This is a genomic window from Mycolicibacterium arenosum (assembly GCF_024320865.1).
GTDB classification, from domain to species: domain Bacteria; phylum Actinomycetota; class Actinomycetes; order Mycobacteriales; family Mycobacteriaceae; genus Mycobacterium; species Mycobacterium arenosum.
Window position 1 is genome coordinate 210,095 of the sequence record NZ_JANDBD010000010.1, and the last position, 23,202, is coordinate 233,296.

At 70.1% G+C, this 23,202-nt stretch carries 22 protein-coding genes and 1 pseudogene; 13 read left to right on the forward strand and 10 right to left on the reverse strand.

What is annotated here, in order from left to right; translation table 11 throughout:
• The 7 genes from NM203_RS23685 to NM203_RS23715 all read right to left on the reverse strand — a co-directional run bounded on the left by NM203_RS23685 (position 1) and on the right by NM203_RS23715 (position 7,598).
• Positions 1–1,449: a serine/threonine-protein kinase gene (locus NM203_RS23685; protein ID WP_255062944.1), complete on the reverse strand. Its 1,449-nt coding sequence runs from the start codon at positions 1,447–1,449 to the stop codon at positions 1–3.
• 1 nt (position 1,450) lies between these two features.
• The gene (locus NM203_RS23690; protein ID WP_408633401.1) at positions 1,451–2,146 is read right to left on the reverse strand and encodes an Rv1815 family serine proteinase; all 696 of its coding nucleotides are present in this window, start codon (positions 2,144–2,146) and stop codon (positions 1,451–1,453) included.
• 94 nt (positions 2,147–2,240) lie between these two features.
• Complete coding sequence (locus NM203_RS23695) at positions 2,241–2,870, reverse strand: LysM peptidoglycan-binding domain-containing protein (protein ID WP_255062945.1); 630 nt, start codon at positions 2,868–2,870, stop codon at positions 2,241–2,243.
• A 147-nt stretch (positions 2,871–3,017) separates the two neighbouring features.
• Positions 3,018–4,430 carry an NAD(P)/FAD-dependent oxidoreductase gene (locus NM203_RS23700; RefSeq protein WP_255062946.1) on the reverse strand — a complete coding sequence of 471 codons (1,413 nt, stop codon included), beginning with the start codon at positions 4,428–4,430 and terminating at the stop codon, positions 3,018–3,020.
• A gap of 10 nt (positions 4,431–4,440) precedes the next feature.
• Positions 4,441–5,340 (reverse strand): sterol desaturase family protein, encoded by a 900-nt coding sequence (locus NM203_RS23705; protein ID WP_255063052.1) that lies wholly within the window; start codon positions 5,338–5,340, stop codon positions 4,441–4,443.
• Positions 5,341–5,424: 84 nt separating this feature from the next.
• The gene (locus NM203_RS23710) at positions 5,425–6,951 is read right to left on the reverse strand and encodes a carboxylesterase/lipase family protein (RefSeq protein WP_255063053.1); all 1,527 of its coding nucleotides are present in this window, start codon (positions 6,949–6,951) and stop codon (positions 5,425–5,427) included.
• Entirely contained in the window at positions 6,951–7,598 is a 648-nt protein-coding gene (locus NM203_RS23715; protein ID WP_255062947.1) for a vWA domain-containing protein, read from the reverse strand. Before NM203_RS23715 ends, NM203_RS23710 begins: the two co-directional genes overlap by 1 nt.
• A 169-nt stretch (positions 7,599–7,767) precedes the next feature.
• Between NM203_RS23715 and NM203_RS23720 the strand changes: the two genes are divergently transcribed.
• The 3 genes from NM203_RS23720 (at position 7,768) to NM203_RS23730 (ending at position 9,953) form a co-directional block, all read left to right on the forward strand.
• Entirely contained in the window at positions 7,768–9,012 is a 1,245-nt protein-coding gene (locus NM203_RS23720; RefSeq protein WP_255062948.1) for an acyl-CoA dehydrogenase family protein, read from the forward strand.
• A 294-nt stretch (positions 9,013–9,306) separates the two neighbouring features.
• Positions 9,307–9,627, forward strand: a complete 321-nt coding sequence (locus NM203_RS23725) for a DMT family transporter (RefSeq protein ID WP_255062949.1) — start codon at positions 9,307–9,309, stop codon at positions 9,625–9,627.
• Positions 9,624–9,953, forward strand: a complete 330-nt coding sequence (locus tag NM203_RS23730) for a DMT family transporter (protein WP_255062950.1) — start codon at positions 9,624–9,626, stop codon at positions 9,951–9,953. The genes NM203_RS23725 and NM203_RS23730 overlap by 4 nt, the downstream gene beginning before the upstream one ends.
• Here NM203_RS23730 and NM203_RS23735 read toward each other — a convergent pair.
• A complete protein-coding gene (locus tag NM203_RS23735) occupies positions 9,922–11,118 on the reverse strand; it encodes an MFS transporter (protein WP_255062951.1) in 1,197 nt (398 codons plus the stop codon). The two genes, NM203_RS23730 and NM203_RS23735, sit on opposite strands and share 32 nt — an antisense overlap.
• A 22-nt stretch (positions 11,119–11,140) precedes the next feature.
• Between NM203_RS23735 and lysA the strand changes: the two genes are divergently transcribed.
• From lysA to NM203_RS23770, 7 genes and pseudogenes are all read left to right on the forward strand, one after another.
• Positions 11,141–12,409, forward strand: a complete 1,269-nt coding sequence (gene lysA / locus NM203_RS23740) for a diaminopimelate decarboxylase (protein WP_255062952.1) — start codon at positions 11,141–11,143, stop codon at positions 12,407–12,409.
• A 17-nt stretch (positions 12,410–12,426) separates the two neighbouring features.
• The gene (malQ, locus tag NM203_RS23745) at positions 12,427–14,568 is read left to right on the forward strand and encodes a 4-alpha-glucanotransferase (RefSeq protein ID WP_255062953.1); all 2,142 of its coding nucleotides are present in this window, start codon (positions 12,427–12,429) and stop codon (positions 14,566–14,568) included.
• A 65-nt stretch (positions 14,569–14,633) separates the two neighbouring features.
• Positions 14,634–15,053, forward strand: a complete 420-nt coding sequence (locus NM203_RS23750) for a hypothetical protein (RefSeq protein ID WP_255062955.1) — start codon at positions 14,634–14,636, stop codon at positions 15,051–15,053.
• Positions 15,054–15,122: 69 nt separating this feature from the next.
• Positions 15,123–16,022 carry a metal-dependent hydrolase gene (locus NM203_RS23755; RefSeq protein ID WP_255062956.1) on the forward strand — a complete coding sequence of 300 codons (900 nt, stop codon included), beginning with the start codon at positions 15,123–15,125 and terminating at the stop codon, positions 16,020–16,022.
• The gene (locus NM203_RS23760; RefSeq protein ID WP_408633402.1) at positions 16,022–17,125 is read left to right on the forward strand and encodes a PDR/VanB family oxidoreductase; all 1,104 of its coding nucleotides are present in this window, start codon (positions 16,022–16,024) and stop codon (positions 17,123–17,125) included. The genes NM203_RS23755 and NM203_RS23760 overlap by 1 nt, the downstream gene beginning before the upstream one ends.
• A gap of 28 nt (positions 17,126–17,153) precedes the next feature.
• Positions 17,154–18,512: a serine/threonine-protein kinase gene (locus NM203_RS23765; protein ID WP_255062958.1), complete on the forward strand. Its 1,359-nt coding sequence runs from the start codon at positions 17,154–17,156 to the stop codon at positions 18,510–18,512.
• A pseudogene (locus NM203_RS23770) lies at positions 18,509–18,901 on the forward strand (nuclear transport factor 2 family protein); the annotation flags it as partial. The gene NM203_RS23765 and the pseudogene NM203_RS23770, both read left to right, overlap by 4 nt.
• Positions 18,902–18,923: 22 nt before the next feature.
• Here the strand turns inward: NM203_RS23770 and NM203_RS23775 are convergent.
• A complete protein-coding gene (locus NM203_RS23775; RefSeq protein ID WP_255062959.1) occupies positions 18,924–19,412 on the reverse strand; it encodes an NUDIX hydrolase in 489 nt (162 codons plus the stop codon).
• A 110-nt stretch (positions 19,413–19,522) separates the two neighbouring features.
• On the opposite strand from NM203_RS23775, the gene NM203_RS23780 reads away from it, so the two are divergent.
• The 3 genes from NM203_RS23780 to NM203_RS23790 are packed head-to-tail and all read left to right on the forward strand — an operon-like array spanning position 19,523 to position 22,830.
• Positions 19,523–21,163 (forward strand): serine/threonine-protein kinase, encoded by a 1,641-nt coding sequence (locus tag NM203_RS23780; protein ID WP_255063055.1) that lies wholly within the window; start codon positions 19,523–19,525, stop codon positions 21,161–21,163.
• Between the two features lie 47 nt (positions 21,164–21,210).
• Entirely contained in the window at positions 21,211–21,987 is a 777-nt protein-coding gene (locus tag NM203_RS23785; protein WP_255062960.1) for a hypothetical protein, read from the forward strand.
• 21 nt (positions 21,988–22,008) lie between these two features.
• Positions 22,009–22,830 (forward strand): SGNH/GDSL hydrolase family protein, encoded by an 822-nt coding sequence (locus NM203_RS23790; protein WP_255062961.1) that lies wholly within the window; start codon positions 22,009–22,011, stop codon positions 22,828–22,830.
• Here NM203_RS23790 and NM203_RS23795 read toward each other — a convergent pair.
• Entirely contained in the window at positions 22,816–23,178 is a 363-nt protein-coding gene (locus NM203_RS23795; RefSeq protein WP_255062962.1) for a DUF732 domain-containing protein, read from the reverse strand. The genes NM203_RS23790 and NM203_RS23795 overlap by 15 nt on opposite strands.
• Between the last annotated feature and the right edge of the window lie 24 nt (positions 23,179–23,202).

Below are 23,202 nucleotides of genomic sequence, written 5' to 3' on the forward strand. Positions count from 1 at the left end.
TCAGCGGCCCTCGCGCAACATCCGGGCGATCGTCTCCGCCGTCTGCTGCGTCATCTCGCCGGACAGCTGAAGCGATTCGCCGTTGATCGGTGCGCTGATCGCCGGCGCGGCCAGCACGACGCCGTCGCGGACGAACGCGACCTGCTTGCCGATCTGGGTGCCGGTGTACTGGCCGAACCGGGCGCTCGACGCCGGATCCATCACCAGTTGCACGGCGTAGAACTCGTTCAGCGGGATCTTGATCGCGTTGGCGCCGGTGAGCGTGAGCTCCACCCCGACCGGGCCGAGTTCGTAGAAGGCCTTGTTCTCGACGTCGCACGTCGTCGTCGGGACCGATGGTGGCGCGGGCGGAGGCTGCGGGCCGGGCCTGCACTGCTCGCCCTGTGGAACCAGCGCCCGGCCGACGGGCCGGACGGCCAGCGGCGCGATGTACGGCGCTTGAGTGGTGGTCGTCACCGGGGCCGTGCGACGCGCCGACGGGGCGTCGTCGGGTCCCATCAGGAAGGGCATCACCATCGCAGCGGCAGTGGTCACAACCATCGCGAGAATGCCGACCGACGCCAGCCCGGCGATGAGCAGCTTCTTGCGTGACCAGCCGAAGATGCCGCGGCGCAACGGTTTCGGCTTTACCACTGGGACGGTGCGTGCCGCGGGTTCGACCGGTTCGGGTTTCGCCGACTGCGCGGCTCGCGCCGCCCGTGCCAGTGCTCCGGCGCTCGGGTAGCGGTGTACGGGGTCGTGCGCCATCCCCTTCGCGATCACCGCATCGAAACCCGCGGGGACGTCCGGGCTGTCGTCCGAAGGGCGCGGCGGCGCGGCGGGCGTGCCGTCGTTCGGGAAAGGGGTGGTGCCGGTGAGGGATTCGTACAGTACGCACGCCAGCGAGTACACGTCGGAACGGTCGTCGCCCCCGCGCGCCAACTCGGGCGCGCTGTAGGGCGATCCCGGCTCGCCGACGGTGAGCCCGAAGCCGCCGAGGTGGGCCGTGCCCGTCGCGTCCAGGAGCACGTTCGCGGGCGTGACGTCGTGATGTACCAGACCTCGGGCGTGCGCCGCGTCGAGTGCCTCCGCGATCTGCTCGACGATGTCGACGGCGCGCGCCGAGTCCAGCGGGCCGTCGCGCAGCAGCGCCTTCAGGCTCCGCCCCTCGATCAGCTCGGTGGCGACGTACCACCGTCCGTCGATGTCGCCGAAGGCGTGCACCGGCACCACGTACGGCGAGTCCAGCTCCGAGGCGATGCGCATCTCGTGGTTGAACCTTCGGACGAACCGGGCGTCGGCGGTCAGCTCCGGGGGCAGCAAGCGCAATGCGACGTCACGGTTGTCAACCACGTCCCTGGCTCGCCACACCCGTTCACCGTCGCCGAGCGCAGCGATCAGTTGATAGCGCCCGAACTCCGTCCCCTCCACCAACGCCTCCCTCAGCTGCAGCCGGGTGTGTCGGCTCACCCTACCCAGCGGGTCCCAGCGCCGGATCCACCGTGCCGGAAGCGGACTCGAACACGTCCTGACGGATCTGCTGTTCGGTGGCCTGCCACGACACCGCCGCCGGGAACTGGCCCCAGGTGCTGTTGAACATGCCCACGATGATCGCCCGGTTGTCGTCCGTGGGGACGTACACCGGCCCGCCCGAGTCGCCCTTCTGGCTCACCACCCCGTTCGTCATCGTGAACCACCCGTTGTTGACCGCCTCGACGGTGCCGCAGCTCTCCTGCGTCACAACGCCGAAGTGGCAGACCCGTTGGCCCACTTGGGGAATCACCGAAGGGTCGACCACCAGGACGCGCCCACCGGGCAGGATGTTGTTCACCTGCACCTCGGGCAGCAGGGCGATGGCCTCCCAGTCGGTGATCATGTGATCGGTTGAGACGGTGGTGCCGTTGGGCGTGTTGTCGCGGAACAGAGTCTGGTGGCCGATGAGATTGCCCGCGCGGTCCTTCACCGGTCCACTGCCGTGACAGTGGCCTGCGCTGTACGCGGTCCGCGTCGCGATGTCGACGAACCCGACGGTGCACAGGTTGGTGTCCTGCCTGATCTCCATTCCGGGGAACACCGGCGTGCCGGGATTCGCGTGCGCGGGCGCGACGCCGGCGACAAGCAGCGTCACGGTTGCCAACGCCAGGATGCGCAAACAGCGAGAGAGCACCGCCGCCTCCGATCAACGTGGTAGGTGGAGGTTCAGAGTACCCATAAGCAAAGGTGGCCCGGACCAAAAGGCCAGGGCCACCTCGCGTCATCCGCTACGGAATCGTCAGTACCTGTCCCGGATGGATCAGATCGGGGTTGGGCACTCCGCTGGCCTCCGCGATCTGCGGGTACCTGCTGCCGTCGCCGTAGAACTTCTCGGCGATCGCCCACAGGGTGTCACCGGAGACGACGGTGTACGTGCGAGGGGCCGGCGGAGCGGGCGGCGGTGGCGGGGGCGGCGGAGGTGCCGGCTCCGCGGGAGCCTCGGGTGCGGGAGCCTCGGCGGCCGCGGGGATCACTTCGGCCTCCACGACGGGTGGTTCCTCCGCCTTCGGCGCGGGCGGTGCCTCGTCGGTGTGGGTGTCGGACTTCCACACCGGGCCCTCTTCCGAGTAGAGCACCAGGTTCCGATCGTCCTGCAGGACCAGCAGCACCTTCTTCTTGCCCTTGGTCTGGCTCGCCCACACCGGCTTCTCCGCCGTGTAGAGCACGAAGTTGCCGTCCTCCTGGACCTCGGCGCGCTCGACCTTCTGCCCGTCGGTCTTCGTGGACCACACGGCGTCGTCGCCGGAGTAGAGCACGAGGTTCCCGTCCTGCTGCAGGGTGAGCGTGTACGCCCCGTTCTTAGAGGTCAGAGAGTTCCCGACGAGTAGCTTCTGGCCTTCTTCAAGTCTGTCGCCCATCGTGTGCAATGCCTTTCGTCGCCATGCGTACCCCTTTCGGGGCCGGCCGCGGTCGAGCCTACTCACGTAACCCCGCTTGTTGTGCGGTTCAGCTCCGGACTAGCAAAACGCTTGGCGAACAACCGGTTGCGCGATCGGCGCAGTGCTCTACGAGTCGAATCCGAGGCCGAGCGCGTCGAGGGTGCGCAGCAAAGGATTGCGGCGGCCCTCGTTGTGGTCGGCGCGGTCGAGCGACCATCGCGTCGCGTTGATTCCTATGCTGGCCGCCGGTTCCGGCGGGAACGGCAGTGGCCGTTTGCGCACCATCTCCAACTCGGTCCGCGGGGTGGGCTCGCCGGCCAGCAGATCGAGGCACACGTCGGCGGCGAACCGCGCCGCCCCGACCCCGAGCCCGGTGAAGCCGTTGACGTAGGCGACCTTGTTGTCGCGGGCCAGGCCCCAGTGCGCGCAGAACCGGGTGTTGGTGTCGATGGCGCCGGCCCAGCGATGGCTGAAGTTCACATCCTCCAGTTGCGGGAAGGTCAGGAAGAAGTGCGCGGCCAGCATCCGGTAGGTCTCCGGTCGGTCCTCGTACTTCGCGTCGACGCGACCGCCGAAGAAGTACAGGGCGTCGTACCCGCCGAACACGATGCGGTTGTCCGCGGTCAGGCGGTAGTAGTGAAACTGGTTGGCGCAGTCGCCGATTCCCTGCCGGTTGCGCCACCCGATGCTGTCCAGCTGCGCATCGGTGAGCGGCTCCGTCGACAGCACGTAGTCGTAGACGGGCACGGTGTGCAGCCGGTTGCGGCGCAGCAGGTGGCGGAACACGTTGGTCGCGAGCACCGCCTGGCGCGCGGTGACGACGGGGCCACCCCGACCCGTATCGACCGTGAGCGCCGCGCCGCCCGAGTTCAGCGCCGTGGCGTTGGTGTGCTCGAAGATCTGAACACCCGCCCGCTCGCACGCCCTGGCGAGCTCGACGGCGAGCTTAGCCGGGTGGACGATCGCGCACGTGTCGCGCTCGAACAGCGCGGCGCGGTACGTCGGCGAATGCACCTGCGCGCGGATCGCGGCCTCGTCGAGGTACTCGCCCTCGCCGTCCTCCGCGGCCTCCCGCAGCCACTCCACCTGGTGCTGTTCGGTGGCGACCGCGAGCATCCCGGTGCGCTGCCACTCGACGTCGAGCCCCAGTCGCTCGATCTCGTCCTGCATCCCGTTCAGGTTGTCCAGACCCATCTCGGTGAGCAGCTCGATCTCGTTGGGCCAGCGCGTCTTTCCGTTCTCCAGGCCGTGCGTGATGCTGGCCTCGACGAAACCGCCGTTGCGTCCGGACGCCGCCCAGCCGATGCGGTGCGCCTCGATGAGCACGACGCGGTGATCCGGATTGCGCTGGGCGGCGTGAAGCGCCGTCCAGAGCCCGGCGTAGCCGCCGCCGACCACCAGCAGGTCGCAGCTGATCGGGGCCGTCAGCGCGGGATACCGGGGCCGGTCGATGTCCAGCCACATCGAGTCGAGCCTGCTCGCCGCCAGCGCGCGCTCTACGAGTGCGGGAGCTACCTGGCCATCGAACACCGTCTTCACAGTCGGGACCTTACGGTGTGCTCGACGCGGGCATCGGGGCGACCGAAGCGACGTCCGGCTGAACCGCGTCGCGCGGCCCCCATCCCGGCGGACCGAAGACGAAGCCGAACCGGTCGCGCCACCTTCGGGCGCGGCGGACGTCGCGCGCGATGGCCACGTACTCGTGCGTCTGCAGCGTCCAGATGTTGTAGGTGTCCACCTGCTTGGTGAGCCCGTAGTGGGGCCTGCTGGTCTCCAGCGCGAAGCTGCGGAACATCCTGTCCCAGACGATGAAGATGCCGCCGTAGTTCTTGTCCAGGTACTGCTGGTCCATGCCGTGGTGCACGCGGTGGTGTGACGGGGTGTTGAAGACGAACTCGAAGGGCCGCCACATCCTGCCGATGCGCTCGGTGTGGATCCAGAACTGGTACACGAGGTTGATCGAGAAGCTGGCGAACACGATCCACGGGGGCACCCCGAACAGTGGCAGCAGCGCGCGCAGGAACACGTCGCCGCTGATGTTCCACTTCTGTCGCACGGCCGTCGCGAAGTTGAAGTACTGACTCGAGTGGTGCGCCTGGTGGGTGGCCCAGACGATCCGGACCCGGTGAGCCATCCGGTGATACCAGTAGTAGAGGAAGTCGACGCCGACGATCGCGATGACCCACGTGTACCAGGCGGTGGCGGGCAGCTGCCACGGCGCGACGTATACGAAGAGCGCGGCGTAGCCGATCAGTGCGATTCCGTTGACCACGGCGTTGATGCCGACCGACGCGACGCCCATCCAGATGCTCGCCCAGGCGTCGCGCCGGGAGTACGCACCCGCCGGTGCCCGCTCCTCTTCGGTGTGCGCGAGCTTGCGCGCCGCGGCCCACTCGATGGCCAGCAACAGGATGAAGAACGGGACCGCGAACGCCACCGGATCGTGCATGAGGGGAGGCAGCACGTTCGCGTGCAGCCACTCTGCTGAGGACACGTACACCACCTCCACGGGCAGCAGCTTAACGACTGGCGATCAGCGGAAACTCAGAACCGCGTCGCCCCATGCCCGGCGGACGGGTCCGTCGAGGTCGGGCACCACGGAGTCGGTCCTGTCGATCACCAGAGTGGGGTGGTCCGCGTGGTTCCAGGGAGACCACACCGGGTCGCCGGCCGCGCCGAAGGGCTCACCGTGCGCGGCGAAGTTCAACCACCGGGTGCGCATCCGCTCGGATACCGCCCGGCCCCTGCGCAGCCCGCCGAGCTTGAACGTCGGATCCTTCGGCCCCGCGACCAGGTTGCCCCAGACGTAGGGCAGTTCGGTGGCGTGAGCGCCGTTGAGACGCAACGCCCGCAGGAGCGGTGTCGCCCAGTCGAAGCGGTAGACGTAGGTCGCCGCCTGCGCGCCGTGGCCCTCGGCGAACCAGAGCGAGGGCATCCGGAAGCCGATGTCACGGGCGACGCCCATTCCGGGCTTCTTGCCGCGCCCGCGATACGCGGCCCTCAGTTCGGTCTCGGTGGGGATCTGCAGGCCCGGCTGTTCGGCGGCGATGGCGGTGAACATCGCCCTGATCGCCTCGGGGGTGATCGGCATCAGCGGTGACTTCATGAACCGGAACAGCGCGGCCTCGTGCTCGTTGGTCCCGATGATGAGCGGCACCGGGTGCGTCCGTCCTTCGCGTGCGGCGTTGACCGGATAGTCGGGCACCACGTCGCCGTCCACGAACGGCGCGAACGCCAGGGTGCCCGGATAGCGGACCGGGACCTCGTTGAACAACTGCTTGGTGGCGGTGACGAGATCGACGGTCGGGGCGTCGGCGAGCTTCCCGGCCTCGCCGGAGTCCAGGCCGAGGAGTTCGAGGTAGCGGGTCGCCACCGTGCGGGACCGCTCGGCGTCGTATACCGACGTCGCGGGTGAACTCTGGGCGATGGCCGCGCCGAACAGGCCCGCAGCGGCGGGGCTGGCCAGCAGGGTCGTCACCACCCCCGCACCCGCCGATTCGCCGAACAGCGTCACCCGGTCGGCGGCGCCGCCGAACGCCGCGATGTTGTCCCGCACCCAGTGCAGCGCCGAAAGCACATCGCGCAGGCCGAGATTCGTGTCGAAGGTGACGGCGTCGGTGTTGAACGCGGACAGATCGAGGAAGCCGAACGCGCCGAGCCGGTAGTTGACCGTCACGACGATCGCCTTTCCGCTCGCCGCGAGAGCGGCGCCGTCGTACAGGGTCTGGGCCGACGAGCCCAGCACGTAGGCGCCGCCGTGCACCCACACCATGACCGGCTTGCCGTCGCCGGGCTGGGTGTCGGACGACGCCCACACGTTGAGCGAGAGGCTGTCGTCACCCCTGGGCGCGCCGAGGTCGATGGGGATGCGCGGATCGGTCAGCTGGTGGCAGGCCGGCCCGAAGGCGGTGGCATCAGCGGGTTCGGTCCACGGGGTCGGCGGCTGCGGCGCGCGCCAGCGCAGTGGCCCGACCGGCGCCGCGGCATAGCGAATCCCCTTCCACACCTGGACCGTTCCGTTGTCAACGCCTCTGACGGGCCCGTACCGGGTATCGACGATCACCGGTCGGCGCCCCGTGCGGCCCCCCGCTCGGCCTTCGTGAAGCCCTCGGCCCGTACGCCCGCAGGGGCACTGCGGACGCTGGAGATGAGCCTGCTGTTCGCGCGATAGGACCCGGCCACGCCCTCGGGGCTGGGCGCGAAGGTCATCGAGCGATCGGCGGCGAAGCCCATCCGCCTGCCGACCTCGACCGCATCCATGTTCGCCCCGAGGAAGATGAACTCCCAGGCGTATTCGTCCTGCTGCCGCTTGATGACCTTCTTCACCGCGTCGACCGTCCACTCGGTGCTGGAGTTCTCCATCCCGTCGGTGACCACCACGACGATCACCTTGCCGGGCCGTTCCTCTTCGGGCAGCGCCGACAGTTCGGCGCCCACGTCCGTGATGAGACGCCCGACCGAGTCGAGGAGCGCGGTCATGCCGCGCGGCTGCAGCACGAGCGGCCCGACGTCCGCGATCGGACGGTTGGCGTAGACGACCTCGTACTCGGTGTCGAACTGCGCCAGCGTGACTCGCGCCTCCCCCGGTTCGGTGCGCTGGTCGGCGATCAGCGCGTTGAAGCCGCCCTCACTGTCGGACTTGATGGACTCCATCGAACCGGAGCGGTCGAGCAACGCGGCGATCAGGGTGCGGGCGGGATCCGTCATGAAAACTCCTCGGGTCGAGCGGACGGTGTGATTCCAGGCTACCCGCGCGTGCTGACATCACCTCTGATCAGGGGTTATGCCACGAGTGTCGAGCAAAGTCGCGAACACATACATTCCGGGTGGTCTCAAATCTGTGCCCTCAACGCAGCCGTCCGTACCGTCCGGGGACATGACGCTCGAGCTGACGCAGACCACCGCCCCGCTGCTGTCCACCCCGGCCGAGGCGCTGGCCGCCGCCGACGCCGTCGCCGCCGACCTCGCCGTCGGCAGCGCGGATCGCGAGCGCGGTGGCGGCACCCTCGTCCCCCAACTCCGGCTCGTCGCCGACGCCGGCCTGCTGGGCGTCTCGGTCCCCGTCGAGCACGGCGGGCCGGGCCTGCCCGCGTCGACGATCGTCGAGGTGCTGCGCAGGCTGTCGCGCGGTGACGGTGCCGTCGGGCAGTTGCTGCTGTCCCACTTCGTCGTGACGCAGGCGATCGCCGGCCTCGGGCTCACCGAACCCGCGCCCCGGATCTACGCCGACGTGCTCACCGGCGCGCAGATCGGCAACGCGACGGCCGAACGGGGCACGACGACGGCGCTCGACCGCGCCACCACCGTGAGCAGGCGGGAGGACGGCACGTGGCTGCTCGACGGCACCAAGTACTACGCGACGGGGGCGCTGGGGGCCACGTGGCTCGCGGTCGCCGCGGTCATCGCCGACCGGCCCGGCGAGACCGCGACGGTGTTCGTGCGACCCGAACAGTCCGGCGTGACGCTGAATCTGGACGTGTGGTCGGCCTTCGGCCAGCAGGGCACCAAGAGCGGTGAGGTGCGCCTCGACGGCGTCGTCGTGGAGGCCGACCTGGTGATCGAGGAGGGGCCGGTGCCGGATCCGGTCACCGGTCCCCCGACCGTCCTCGGCGCGTTCGACCAGGCGCTGCACGCCGCCGTCGACATCGGAATCGCCCGTGCCGCACTGGAGGACGGTGCCGAGTTCGTGCGCACCAGGGCGCGGCCGTGGAAGGAGGCCGTCGACGCGGGCTTCGAGCGGGCTGATCGGGAACCGCACGTGGTCCGGCGGTTCGGCGAGCTCACGGCGCGGCTGTACGCGCTGGAGGCGCTGCTGGCCAGCGGCACCGCGATCGTCGACGACGGTTACGCGCAGGCCGAGTTGTCGCGCGACACCGCCGCGGACGCGACGCTGACCGTCGCCGCGGCCAAGGCGCTGGCCCAGGAGTACGCCGTCGAGATCGCGAGCGGCGTCTTCGAACTCACCGGGGCGTCGGGTACCGACACCGCGCTCAACCTCGACCGGCACTGGCGCAATGTGCGCACCCACTCGCTGCACGATCCGGCGCGGTGGAAGTACGTCCACCTCGGCAACCACACCCTGCACGGCACCAAGCCGCCGCGTCTGGGCCTCGTCTACTGAGTCGCAATCGACGTCGTCGAGACGGACGGCCGACGACTCGCACGCCTGCGGCCAGGCACCACGGTCGCAGGTCGAGGTCGCGAGGTCCGACGAGCGTCCGCTTGAGGACGGTGTGGACGCGCTCCAGGCGGCGATCCCGCACGGCGACTTGGTGATTCGGGCCCTGCCCGTCTAGGACGCGACCGTCGGGATGTCGAGAAGATCTACCAGGTCACCGCGCGACCCGCGTCCCGGGTGCGCGGTCGCACCAGTGGTCGAGCGGCCGATCGGCTGAGGGGCGCTACGTTTGGCGGCGTGCACAAGTGGATGCTGCTGGCCGCGGCGATCGTGACCGAGGTGGCGGCGACGCTGTCGCTGCGGGCCTCTCAGGACCACGCCGCCTGGCTCGGGGTGGTCGTCGTCGGCTACGCCGCGGCGTTCGCTCTGCTGACCCTCGTGCTGCGGACCGGGATGCCCGTCGGCGTCGCCTACGGCATCTGGGGCGCCTCGGGCACCGCCGCCACCGCGGTGCTCGCAGCAGTGCTGTTCCGCGATCCGTTCACGTGGCTGATCGCACTCGGTATCGGGCTCATCATCGGCGGAGTGCTGTTCGTAGAGTTGGGCTCGCACTCGTGACCCAGTGGTTGGTGCTGGCGGCGGCGATCGCCGTCGAGGTGTTCGCGACCCTCGGCCTGCGCGCCTCGGAGGGCTTCCGCAAGAAGGCGTGGATCGCACCGGTCGTGCTCGGCTATCTGGCGTCGTTCTACGGCCTCTGGCTGACTCTGAGACTGGGCATGCCGGTGGGCATCGCCTACGGCGTGTGGACGGCGTGCGGCGTCGCGCTGGTGGCGGTCATCGCGCGGTACGTGTTCCGGGACCCGCTGACGTGGAAGATGATCATCGGCATCGGACTGATCGTGGCGGGCGTCCTCACGATCGAGCTGGCGGGCGTCGTCCACTGAGCACTCCCGCGGCGGCGACGACGGCGAGCCCCGCGGCGGGCACCAGAAGCAGGCCCACGCGCAGGCTCGTCGCGTCCGCGATGAGCCCCACCACCGGCGGTGCCGCGACGAAGCCCACGCGCATCAGCCACACCACCGCGGTCAACCCGGCCCCCGGCCGCAGGCCCGGCAGCCGATCGGCTCCGTGGAAGGCGGCCGGTATCACGGTCGCCATTCCGAAACCCGCTGCCGCGAACCCGACGATCGTGCCCGCTACGCTCGGAAAGGCAAGTGCCAGGCCCATTCCCGCGGCCGCGACGGCGCCACCCACGCTGGCGACCGCGCGCTCGCCGAAGCGGTCCACCAGCCGGTCACCCGCGAGCCGCCCGACGAACTGGGCGCCCAGCAGCGCGACGTAGCCGGACACGGCCAGCGCGCCGGGGGTGCCCAGGCCGTCGCGCAGATACAGGGTGGCCCACGAGCTGCCCGCGTCCTCGACGACCGCGCCCGCCGTCGCGAGCACCACCAGCGCACCGAGTGCGGCGTAGACCCGCCAGCCCGGTCGCCCGACGGCGGCGGGTTCGGCGGCGAGACCGTCGTCGCTGTCGGGTCCTGTGAGCAGAAACGGGTACGCGACGCAGGCGACCGCCGCGAACACCACCGCGCTGATCCCGAGGTGCAGTGGAAGCGAAAGGTGCAGCGCGATCGCGGCAGCGCCCATCGCGCCGCCGAGCACCGCGCCCACCGACCAGATGGCGTGCAGCGAGTTGATGATCGATCGGCCGTACGCGCGCTGTACCCGTAGGCCGTGGGCGTTCTGCGCGACGTCGGTGACCGAGTCGAAGACGCCGCCGACGAAGAGCGCGGCGGCCAGCAGCACCGGCGTCGTCGAGACGCTCGCCGCGAACACCATCACCGCGATCCCGACCGTGCACACCAGCGTCGCGCGCGCGGACGTCAGCCTGCGCACCACGGCGCCGGCGGCCAGACCGGCCACCAGTGCGCCGGTGGGAAACGCCGCGACGGCGATGCCGTACTCGGTGTTGGTCATTGCCAGATCGGTCTTGAGCTCCGGAAAGCGCGGCACCAGGTTGGCGAAGATCGCGCCGTTCGTGAGGAACATCGCCGCGACGGCGACCCTGGCGCGCTTGGCGCGCACGACGGGGTCGATGCCGCCGGTCGCCATGTCCGGAGACGATACTGATGGGGTGCCCAGTGCAGCCGATCTGCTCGCCCTGTTTCCCCCCGGCTCGGCGCTGGATGCCGACGGCACCCTGATGATCGGCGGCTGTCGCCTCGACGACGTCGCCGCCGAGTTCGGCACCCCGGCGATCGTGGTGTCGGAGCCCGCGCTGCGCCAGCGGGCCCGCGCCTACCTGGCCGCGTTCCGGAGCCGGTGGCCCAGGGTGGACGTGGCGTTCGCGTCGAAGTCGTTCCCGTGCACCGCCGTTCAGCGCGTGATGGCGCAGGAGGGCCTGCACCTCGACGTCGCGGGCGGCGGCGAGATCCTCAGTGCGGTGAAGGCGGGCGCCGACCCCGGCACGCTCATCCTGCACGGCAACGCCAAGACCGACGAGGAACTCGGCATCGCCGTCGAACACGGTGTGGGCCTGATCGTCGTCGACAACACCGACGACATCGACAGGCTCGAGCGCATCGTGCCCGCGGGCCGTCGCCAGCCCTGTCTGGTGCGCGTCATCCCCGGTGTCGTCGCCGACACCCACGCGTCCCAGGCGACCGGGCACGCCGGATCGAAGTTCGGCCTGTCCCCCGACGACGCGCGCCGCGCGATCGACCGCATCGAACGCAGCCGGGTGCTCCGACTCGACGGCGTACACACCCACGTGGGCTCGCAACTGCTGCACGTCGACCAGCTCGCCGAGGCCGTGGCGCCCATCGCGGCCCTGGGCACGTTCGACACCTACGACCTCGGCGGCGGCCTCGGCGTGCGCTACACCTACACCGAGCACGCGCCGGAACTCGACGACTACGCCGACGCGATGGTCGGTCAGGCGCGCGCGCTACTGCCCGCCGACAGCCGGATCATCGTGGAACCCGGCCGCAGCATGGTCGCCGCGTCGGCGTGCACCCTGTACCGCGTCACGACGGTCAAACACGGCGCCGTGACGCACGTCGCGGTCGACGGCGGCATGGGCGACAACCTCGAGGTGTCCCTGACCGGGCAGCGCTTCGAGGCGGCCGTCGTCGACAGGTTCGGCCCCGTAGGCGACCCGGTGACCGTCGTCGGAAGGCACTGCGAGTCCGGGGACCAGCTCGTCGACGGCGTCGCGCTGCCGTCGCCGGCGGTCGGTGATCTGCTCGCCGTACCGGTGACCGGCGCCTACACCTTCACCATGTCGAACCAGTACAACGGTGCGCGCCGGGTGCCGGTCGTCTTCGCGAACGACGGCGACGCCCGGTTGGTCGTGCGCCGCGACACGTGGACCGACCTCCTGTCGCGCGACGTCGACGACTGACGGGCAAGATTGCGGCCATGACAGAGCTGCCGGGTTCGCTCGTCGAGATCGCCGACCGCTACGGCGTCGCGACCGGCTTCCACGACTGGACGGGGCGATTCCTCGCGGTCTCCGAGGCGACGCTGGTCGCCGCTCTGGGGGCGCTCGGCGTGCCCGCCGCCACGGAGGCGGAGCGGGTCGAGGCGTTGTCGGCGCACGACCGGGAGTACTGGCGGCGCAGTCTGCCGCCGGCGATCGTCACCCGCTCCGGCCGGGCCGGGACCGTCTGGGTGCACGTCACTCACGGCGACCCCGTCGGCGTGTGGATCCGGCTGGAGGACGGCTCGGTGCGGGCCGGACTTCGTCAGCTCGAGAACAACCGGGCGCCGTACTCCCTGGACGGCCGGTTGATCGGCGAGGCCAGCTTCGAGATCCCGGCGGACCTGCCGGTCGGCTATCACGAACTGCACGCACAGTCGGGCGCCTCCGATATCCGGTCGACCCTGATCGTCACCCCCGCGGCGCTCACGCCGCCGGCGCGACTAGGCACCAGCAGGGCCTGGGGTCTGGCCACCCAGCTGTACAGCGTGCGGTCCGAAAGGTCCTGGGGCATAGGCGATTTAACAGACTTGACCGATCTCGCCGTGTGGTCGGCCGCTCGCCACGGGGCGGGATTCATCCTGGTGAACCCGTTGCACGCGGCGGCCCCGGTCGCGCCGATGGAGCCGTCGCCCTACCTGCCGACGTCACGGCGCTTCGTCAACCCCGTGTACCTGCGCGTCGAGGCGGTGCCCGAGTTCGCGTTCGTGCGGGGGCGCGGGCAGCTGCGCAAGGCCCGACACGTCGCCAACGCCCGCGCCGACAAGAGGGACCTCGTCGATCGCGACTCCGCCTGGAAGGTCAAGCGCGCCGCACTCAAGACCGTCTACCGAGTCGAGCGATCGCCCGGCCGCGAACTCGCCTACGAGGCGTACCGCACCAGGGAGGGGCGCAGCCTCGACGATTTCGCGACGTGGTGCGCGTTGGCCGAGGAGTACGGCGGGAACTGGCGCAGCTGGCCCGATGAGTACCGGCACCCCGACGCTCCCGCGGTCGCGGAGTTCGCAGCAGCGCACGCCGAACAGGTCGACTTCCACCGGTGGCTGCAGTGGCAGCTCGACGATCAGCTGATGACGACGCAGGCGTCGGCGCTGCAGTCGGGCATGTCACTCGGGGTGATGCACGACCTGGCGGTAGGTGTCGATCCCGGCGGAGCGGACGCCTGGGCGCTGCAGGACGTCCTGGCTCTGGGTGTCGCGGCGGGAGCGCCGCCGGACGAGTTCAACCAGCTGGGTCAGGACTGGTCACAGCCGCCGTGGCGGCCGGACCGGTTGCTGGAGTGCGGCTACGAACCCTTCCGGGCGCTGGTGCGCACCGTGCTGCGGCACGCGGGCGGTGTGCGCATCGATCACATCATCGGGTTGTTCCGGCTGTGGTGGATTCCCGACGGCCACCGGCCGACCGAGGGCACTTACGTCCGATACGACCACGAGGCGATGATCGGCATCGTGGCGCTCGAGGCGCAGCGCGCCGGTGCGGTGGTCGTCGGCGAGGATCTCGGCACCGTCGAGCCGTGGGCCCGTGACTACCTGCGCGAGCGCGGCCTGTTCGGCACGTCGATCCTGTGGTTCGAACTCGACCGCGACGGCGGCGGCGGGCCGCTACCCGCCACGCGCTGGCGCGAGTTCTGCCTGTCCTCCGTCACGACACACGACCTGCCGCCCACCGGCGGCTATCTCGCCGGTGAACACGTCCGCATCAGGCAGGAGCTCTCGCTGTTGGCCCGACCCGCTGACGAGGAACTGGCCGCCGACCGCGCCGAGCAGGAGGCCTGGCTGGCCGAACTCCGCCGGGTCGGGCTGCTGGCCGTGGGCGACGCCTCCGTCGACGACGTGGTGCAGGCGCTGTACGCCTACCTGGGCCGCACGCCGTCACGGCTGCTCGCGTTGGCACTGCCCGACGCGGTCGGTGACGTGCGCACGCAGAATCAACCGGGAACGGTCGACGAGTACCCGAACTGGCGGGTCCCGCTGGCCGGTCCCGACGGCCGCCGGATGACGGTGGCGGACGTCTTCGCCGACCCCCGCGCGGCGGCGCTCGCCGAGGTGATGCGACGGGCGGTAACACCCGTACGCGAGTGAACGAAGTTCACGCGAGGGACTCAACTGCGATATGTTCGCACCGCACCGCGATACCCGGAGGTCACGTGAAGAAGCTCGTAGCGCTGGGCGCAGCCGCGCTCGCCATTCCGGCGGCAGTGGGCGCGACCGCCCTGTTCACCACCCCGGCGGCGATGTCGGAACCCGCGAGCGTCGCAGGTCTGAACGTCATCGGCGAGCCCTACGGCCGTGCCATGGCCATCCTGAAGAGCCAGGGTGTGAAGGGTTCGTTCGGCGGTTCGGTCGGCAGCGAACTGCCGCAGGCGCAGTGCATCGTCGACTCCCAGAAGGTCGTCCCGCCCGGAAAGATCGTGCTGATGCTGAACTGCACCAGGGCGGCAGCCGCTGACGCCGCGGGCCAGATGCCCGGCGGGTCGCCGCAGGGCCCGAACGTCGGCTCCAACGGCGTCACGACCGTGCAGGCCACGCCGGTGGGTCCGCAGCCGGGTATGTCGCCGCCGGGGTAAGAACCCATTACCCGCGTTCCCACCTAAATCGCGTAAACTCCCTCCCGATCAACCGAGAGGGGTTACGCAATGCTGCGGCCACGTCGTTTCGAGACCGAAATCGATCCCGGTCCCGTTCAGATCCAGGCTCGCCAGGTGCACTTCGATGTCGCCGACATCCCGCTGCACTGGATCCCGGATCATCCCGTCGCATCGCACATGGTGAACCTGTTCAACCTCGTGCTACCCGCCGCCGAGCGCTGGTTCGTCGCGACCTACAACGAGGCGCTGCCGCTGGTCAAGGATCCGAAGCTCGCCGAGGACATCCGCGGCTTCATCGGGCAGGAGGCGACCCACGCGGAGGCTCACGACGCGGTCATCGAGGACTACCTGGTGACTCACGGCGTCGACGTGGCGCCCATCCTGGCTCAGGTCGAGTACGTCTTCGAGAAGATGCTCGCACCAACCGAATCCACCGATCCCAAGCGTCGGATGAACGACCTGTGCGACCGGCTCTGGCTCATCGCGGCCGTGGAGCACTACACCGCACTGCTCGGCGACTTCGCGCTGAACTGCCGATGGGACGACCACGGCGCCCACCCGACCCTCGTGGACCTGTTCCGCTGGCACGGCAGTGAAGAGGTCGAGCACCGCATGGTGGCGCACGACGTGGCGGAGTACTTCCACAACAGCTACGTCGACCGCATCAGGGCGATGAGCCTCGCCGTGGTGCTGATCTACACGTTCTTCCAGCGCGGCACGTGGTACCTCGTCAAGAGCGACCCGACAGTCCGCACGGGGTGGTGGCGGATGCAGCGGCTGCGCATGCGCGACTCGAAACTCGGTCTGCTGCCCCGGTTCTCGAAGCTCTTCGGGTCCAACACCTTCATGTACTTCCGGCCGGGCTTCACACCCGACCAGATGGGGTCGACGGCGCAGGCGGTCGCCTATCTGGCGACCTCGCCCGCGGCCCGCGCGGCCCACCTGTAATGGGATTCGTCACCCGCCGCCACGAGCTTCCGACCGTTCCCGGCGGTCACGGCCGGGCGTGGATGCTGTGGTTCGGCGACGCCGTGGTCACGGGGCTGTTCGCGCTGTCGGGCGCGATCCGCAAACCCGTCGCGCCCGCCGAGGTGGACCGCCGCATCGCCCTCGTCGTCGCAGACCGGGAGGTGGTCGCCCACGACCAGGACGTCATCGCGCTGCGGCTGACCGCGCCCGACGACTCCGCACTGCCCCGCTGGTATCCCGGCGCCCACATCGACGTCCACCTACCCAGCGGCCGCGTCCGGCAGTACTCGCTATGCGGCGATCCCGCGGACACCCGCGCCTACCGGATTGCGGTGCGCCGCATCCCCGCGGGCGGAGGCGGATCGATCGAGGTGCACGACGAGATCGCCACGGGCACCTCCCTGTTCACCAGCGGGCCGCGAAACGCCTTCCCGCTCGCGATGCCGGGGTTCGGCTCGCCGACCCAGCGGTTCCGCTTCATCGCGGGCGGCATCGGCATCACGCCCATCCTGCCGATGCTCGCGACCGCCGAGCGGCACGGGGTCGACTGGTCGATGGTGTACGCCGGCCGCAGCGTCGACGCGCTGCCGTTCGTCGACGAACTGGCGCGGTTCGGCGACCGTATCGAGGTGCGCACCGACGACGTGCACGGTGTGCCGTCGGCCGCCGATCTACTCGGCGACTGTCCCGACGGCACCACGGTGTACGCCTGCGGGCCCGCTCCGATGCTCACCGCGATCCGCAGTTCCCTGGTGGGACGCGCCGACGTCGAACTCCACTTCGAGCGGTTCGCCGCGCCGCCCGTCGTCGACGGTGAGGAGTTCACCGTGGCCATCGCGTCCACCGGTGAGGCGATCCGAGTCGCCGCCGACGAGACGTTGCTGGCCGCGCTCAATCGGTCGGACGTACACGCCCCCTACTCCTGCCAGCAGGGTTTCTGCGGCACCTGCCGCACCGCGGTGCGGTCGGGCGACGTCGACCACCGAGACACGCTGCTCACGGAACCGGAGCGTGCCGCGGGCACGATGCTGATCTGCGTGTCGCGCGCACGCGGCGACGGGCCGCTGGTCCTGGATCTGTAGCGCCGGAACGCCGACTACCATCGGGCTCGTGGCGCTGGCCGAGGGAAGCACGTTCGCCGGCTACACGATCGTCCGGCGGCTCGGTGCGGGTGGGATGGGCGAGGTGTATCTGGCTCAGCACCCCAGGCTGCCGCGCCGGGACGCCCTGAAGGTGCTGCTGACCGAGGTGTCCGCGGACACCGAGTACCGCGAGCGGTTCGAGCGCGAAGCGGACGTCGCCGCGACGCTGTGGCACCCCCACATCGTCGGTGTGCACGACCGCGGTGATGTCGACGGTCAGCTGTGGATCGCCATGGACTACGTCGACGGCACCGACGCCGCGCACCTGCTGCACGACCGGCATCCCGGCGGCATCCCGGCGTCCGAGGCCGGTGAGCTCATCACCGCCGTCGCCGAGGCCCTGGACTACGCGCACGCGCGCAACCTGCTGCACCGCGACGTCAAGCCGGGCAATGTGCTGATCGCCCACCCCGACACGTCGGATCAGCGAATCATGTTGGCGGACTTCGGAATCGCGCGGTGGGCCGACGAAGCGAGCGGTCTGACCGCCACCAACATGACGGTGGGTACGGTGTCCTACGCAGCTCCCGAACAGCTGATGGGCAGCACACTGGACGGCCGCGCCGACCAGTACGCGCTGGCGGCCAGTGCGTACCACCTGCTGACCGGCGCGCCGCCGTTCCAGAACTCCAACCCCGCGGTCGTGATCAGCCAGCACCTGTCGGCCGCACCGCCGGCGATCGGTGACCGCAGGCCCGAGTTGGCCGGCCTCGATCCGGTGCTCGCCAAGGCGCTGTCGAAGGACCCGAAGGACCGCTACGACACCTGTGCCGACTTCGCCCGTGCGCTGACAGCGCGGCTGGCCGCGCCCGCCGCGCCCGTCGCGTCGGAGAGGCGTTCGCCGTTCCGGGCGGGTGTCGTCGTGCCCGCGGTGCTGGCCGCGCTGCTGATCGCGGCGGTCGTGTTCGCGCTCCTGGAACTCAACCGCGCCGACAGTGAACGCAGCGCCACCGCCGCCACGACCACCACGACCACGTCCGCCGTCGCGCCCGCGCCTCCCCCACCGCCGACGGAGTCGATCGTCACCGACACGGTGACGCGCACCGAGACGCCCACCGCGTTCATCGGTGCCGACTGCGCGCCGGTGGGTGCGACGGGAACGACGAGCAGTGGCGCCCCGGCGTACTGCGTGACCGTGCAGGGCACCGCCGTCACGATCTGGTCGCTGCGTCAGGGCGAGGTGCCGATTCCGACGTACACCCCGGCGCCCACCGAGACGCCGCTGCCCGCCGCCGAGGAGAGCCCGGTGCGCATCTGCATGGAGCAGACCGGACAGAGTTGGCTTCGCTGCCGCGAGGACATCAGGCGGAGCAACCGCCAACCATGAGGCTCGCCGTCGCCGATCGGCTCGCACTCGCCGATCTCGTTCACCTCTACGCCGCCGCGGTGGACGATCGCCGCTTCGGCGATGTCGTCGAATTATTCACGGAGACAGCCGAACTGCGGCTACCTGATTCGCCGCGTTCACTCGAACCCAGCCGTGTGCACCACGGCAGGCCGGGGGTGTACGCGGCGATGGAGGCGCTCTCCGGTGTCGAGCGCACGCAGCACGCGATCGTCGGCGAGGTGTACGCCGCACAACCGGATCCCGACTACGCGCTGGGCCGTATCACCTGCGACGCCCACCACTGGTCTCGGCGCAACGGCGAGGTGACCGACGTCGTATGGCACCTGCGCTACGACGACGAGTACGTCAGGACGCCGCTCGGCTGGCGCATCCACGGCCGCGCCCTCACCGTCAACGCGATCGAGACCCGTCCGGTCCGAGCGCTGCGACCCGCTGCTCAAGCTGATCCAGCAACGGCAGCTGCCCCTTCAGCACCTTCGACCGCGCCACTGACAACGGGAACCAGGCGACCCGGTCCACCTCCGGGTACTCCCTGACATTGCCGGAGCCCTTGGGCCACTCCAGTTCGAACGTGTTGCTCGTCGCGTCCGCGACATCGAGGTCGCCGCGGACTCCGAAAGCGGTGACCACTTTGCCCCCGGCCTGTTTCACCGGATCCAAGTCGATTCGAGGGCCGTCGGGCACCGACAGGCCGAGTTCCTCGGAGAACTCGCGGCGTGCGGCGCGCCACGGATCCTCGTCGGTGTACTCGCCTTTGGGAATCGACCACGCGCCGTCGTCCTTACGCGCCCAGAAGGGTCCGCCGGGGTGGCCGAGCAGGACCTCGAGCCGCCCGTCGATCACCCGGTAGAGCAGCAGGCCCGCACTGGTCTTCGGCATCGCACGAGCCTAGTTGCCGGTGGCGATAGTTCCGCACGGGTCCACGGGGACGTTCATACTTCTTGCGAGGCAGGGAGGAATCCGTGGGTGCGGACTCGCGTGTAGGCCGGATGTTCGGCCACTACAAGATCATCGGTCTGCTCGGTCGGGGTGGCATGGGCGAGGTGTACCAGGCCGAGGACACCCGCAAGGGCCGGATGGTCGCCCTCAAGATCCTGCCCGAGCAGTACTCCCACGACGAGCGATTCCGGGCCCGCTTCCAGCGGGAGTCGCGAGCCGCGGCGATCCTGCAGGAACAGCACGTCATCCCGATCCACGACTGGGGCGAGATCGACGGGAACCTCTACATCGACATGCGGCTCGTGCAGGGCAACACGCTGCACGAGTTACTCGAGACCGGTCCGCTGGATCCCGCTCGCGCCGCGCACATCGTCAGCGAGATCGGTTCGGCACTCGACGCCGCGCATCAAGCCGGCCTGATTCATCGGGATGTCAAGCCGCAGAACATCATCGTGACGGGAACGGATTTCCCCTACCTGGTCGATTTCGGTATCGCCGAGGCCTCCGGCGAGAGCGGCCTGACGATGACCGGCACGAACATCGGGACATTGAGCTACATGGCCCCCGAGCGGTTCGGCGACCGCGACGCCACCCCCGCGGTCGACGTCTACTCGCTGGCGTGCGTGCTGTACGAGGCGCTCACGGGTGACACCCCGTTCCCGGACGGCAGCATGGAGCAGTCGATCGCCGCCCACCTGACGTCGGCACCACCGCGCCCGAGCGAATCGAATCCGCGGGTGCCCCCCGCATTCGACGCCGTGGTGGCGCGCGGAATGGCGAAGGATCCGCTGCGCCGCTACCCGACGTGCTCGGCGTTGGGGCGGGCGGCGCTGGAGGCGGTCGCGTCCGGCGGCGGCTCGCTCTACGACCACTACCCCTCCACGACGTACGAGAAGGCGGAGACGTGGGACAGGGCGGAGGAGCCGCCCACCGCGTATGCACCGGATGCGCCGCCCACCGCCCGCGCCCCGGTCCCGCCCACCGCCTACCCGGCCGCCCCACCGGCGTACCCGTCGAGGCCGCCGACGTACAGTCCGCCACCGCGGCGGTACGAGCCGCAGCAGCAGCCCTATGCGGCCCCGACCGGGCAGCCGGCCACCGCGAGTAAGACGGATTCGCGCGGATGGGTGCTGCCTGCCGTCGTGGTGGCGGTCGTGGTGCTGCTGGGCGCCGTGGGCGTTCTGATCGGTTTGGTGCTCAGCCGCAGCGGGTCCGACGATCCGGTTGCGCAGGACCCCACGCTGGTGAAGCCCACGCCGACCAGGGGGGCACCCGGCGGTGACGCGGATACCAGCCAGCCGAAGCCGCTACCGCCGACCCCCACCGAGGTGCCGGTCAACGAGGGCGCACCGCCCCCGATGATCAGCGGTCCCGACACGAGCGCGTCACGCCAGACCTGCGACGACGGCTTTCGGGTGAACGGCACGGGCCCTGGAACGCAGTCCCGGCGGGGCTCGGTGGACACGTCGTGTTTCTTCGCTCAGAGTGTGCTCACGTCGTACTGGAACCAGTACGGCAACGCCAGTCGCGAGCTTCGCACGGTGTACGCCCCCGGTGCCGTCGACTGCCGCTCGGTGGCTAGCGGAAACCTTTGCCGGGGGGCTGATTTCGTGATGACCTGTCAGGCCCGCCCCGGCGACGGGTACATCACCTGCGAGGGTGGCAGGGACGCGCGGGTGTACATCTACTGAGCCGGGCCGGATTGGCCGGCCCGGCCGTCATGGCGGATGCTGGACGCGTGACGCGTCCGGGCTCGCTCTTCGGTTGGGAGCCGCTGCGGCCCCTCGGCAGGCTGGCCAGCACCGGCTCGTTCGCCGCGCACCTGACCGCGTTCGTCACCCTCCGTCAGCTCGTCCTGGGTCGGCGCCTCGCGGTTCGGCTCGATGACGGCGACCTGGTGCTCACCGTCGTCGAGGCGGATTCCCGAGTCGGTCTCCGCGGATTCGCGGCGGGACGGCTGAACGACGTCCGGGTGGTCGCCGAGCAGGTTCGGTGGAAGGAGCACCGCTTCGGGCGCGCGACGATGGTTCTGCACGACATGCGGATGGAGGCGTCGTCGCCGCCGGTTCTGCTCGCCGCACCGGTCGAACTGACGCTGGACGTCCCGGCGGGCCCGCTCGACGAGCTGTTCCGCTGGGCGGCACCCCGCCTGGCGGGTGACGTCGGCCCCGACGGAGTGGCCCGGTTGCGTCTGGCCAATCGTAGGAGCGCGGGTCACGTCGAGATCGAGACACGACTCGAGGAGTCCACGCTGTGGCTCAGACCGATCGCCGTCGCGCGACGGCGGCGCTGGGCACTGCCCGCCCGGACTCCGGCGTATCCGGTTCGGCTGCCGCCGCTGCCGCACGGTCTGGAGCTGACCGGGGTGGAGTTCGACTCGAACGTGGTCCGGCTCACCGGGGTGCTCCCCGAGTGGCGGATGGAGATTCCCCGCAGCCGCCTCGAGGACATGATCAGCCAGCTCAGCGCGGTCGGCAGGCCGCTCAAGCTGATCTGGCCGAGCAGAACCACCTGAGCGTTTATATGATCTCTGGTCGTGGCCGACCCGTCACCCGTCACCGCGTACCGCCGCTACGTCGCGCTCGGCGACAGCCAGAGTGAGGGACTCTGGGACGGCGATGACGATTCCGGTGTCCACGGTTTCGCTGATCGCCTTGCTGTGCAGCTGAATTCGCTACACCCGGGATTGCAGTACGCCAACCTGGCGATCCGGGGCAAGCGAATCCGGGACGTCATCGACGACCAGCTGCCGAAAGCGCTGGCGATGGAACCCGACTTGATCACCAGCTGCATCGGCATGAACGACGTGACCCGGCCCGGCCGACTGTTCGAGCGGGCGCTGGCCGACCTCGAGTACCTGCACGACCGGCTGGCCCGGACCGGGGCGACGGTGGTGACGACGACGTTTCCCGATCTGGTGCAGATCCTGCCCGCGGGCCGGTTCATCGCGGGCCGGGTCGTCGAGATCAACGCGGTGATCCGCGCCGCCGCCGACCGGCACGGGTTCCGGCTGGTCGATCTCTACGGCGCGTCGTCGATGATCGACTCGGAGACCTGGAGCGACGACAGGGTGCACGGCTCGCCGCGGGGCCACGCTCTGTTCGCCGCGGCCGCCGCCGAGGCGTTGGCGTTGCCGGGGAGCAGTCACGACTGGGCGGTCGCGCGGGCCGACGTGGCGCTACCGGGCTTCCGGTCGCGGGTCTACGCGCAGGCGCAGTGGACGCGGAACCTGTTCATGCCGTGGCTGCTTCGCGAAGTCAAGGGCGTGTCCACCGGAGACGGCCGAGAACCGAAACGGCCGGAGCTCGCCGGCGTCGACGACCTGTCGCCGCTGCCGGTCGCGTCAGAAGCCGAATAGGTCGAGCGGCAACGGCAGCTGGCCCGAGCCGAGCGAGGCCACCGCGCTGGGGCAGAACGCCGAGATGGCCAGGCCGGTGAACATGGTCGCCGGGCCGAGCGGCATCCCCGCGGTGTCGGCGACCTTCGCTGCGGCGTCGGCCGCGGTCTGGCCCGGCTGGGACAGCATCGGGCACACGGACTGGCCGAGTGCGACGGCCTCCTGCGGGTTGGTCATCGCGATGTTCGCGGAGTCGAGCGCGGTGAGGAACGCGTCGTCGACCGGGTCGGCCCCACTGGGCGCCGCGGTCAGCAGCGCGGTCGCGAGCAGGCCTGCGGTGGCGGCGGGGATCAGCGTCGTTCGGAGCACCGGGCCAGGGTACGGGCTAACGAT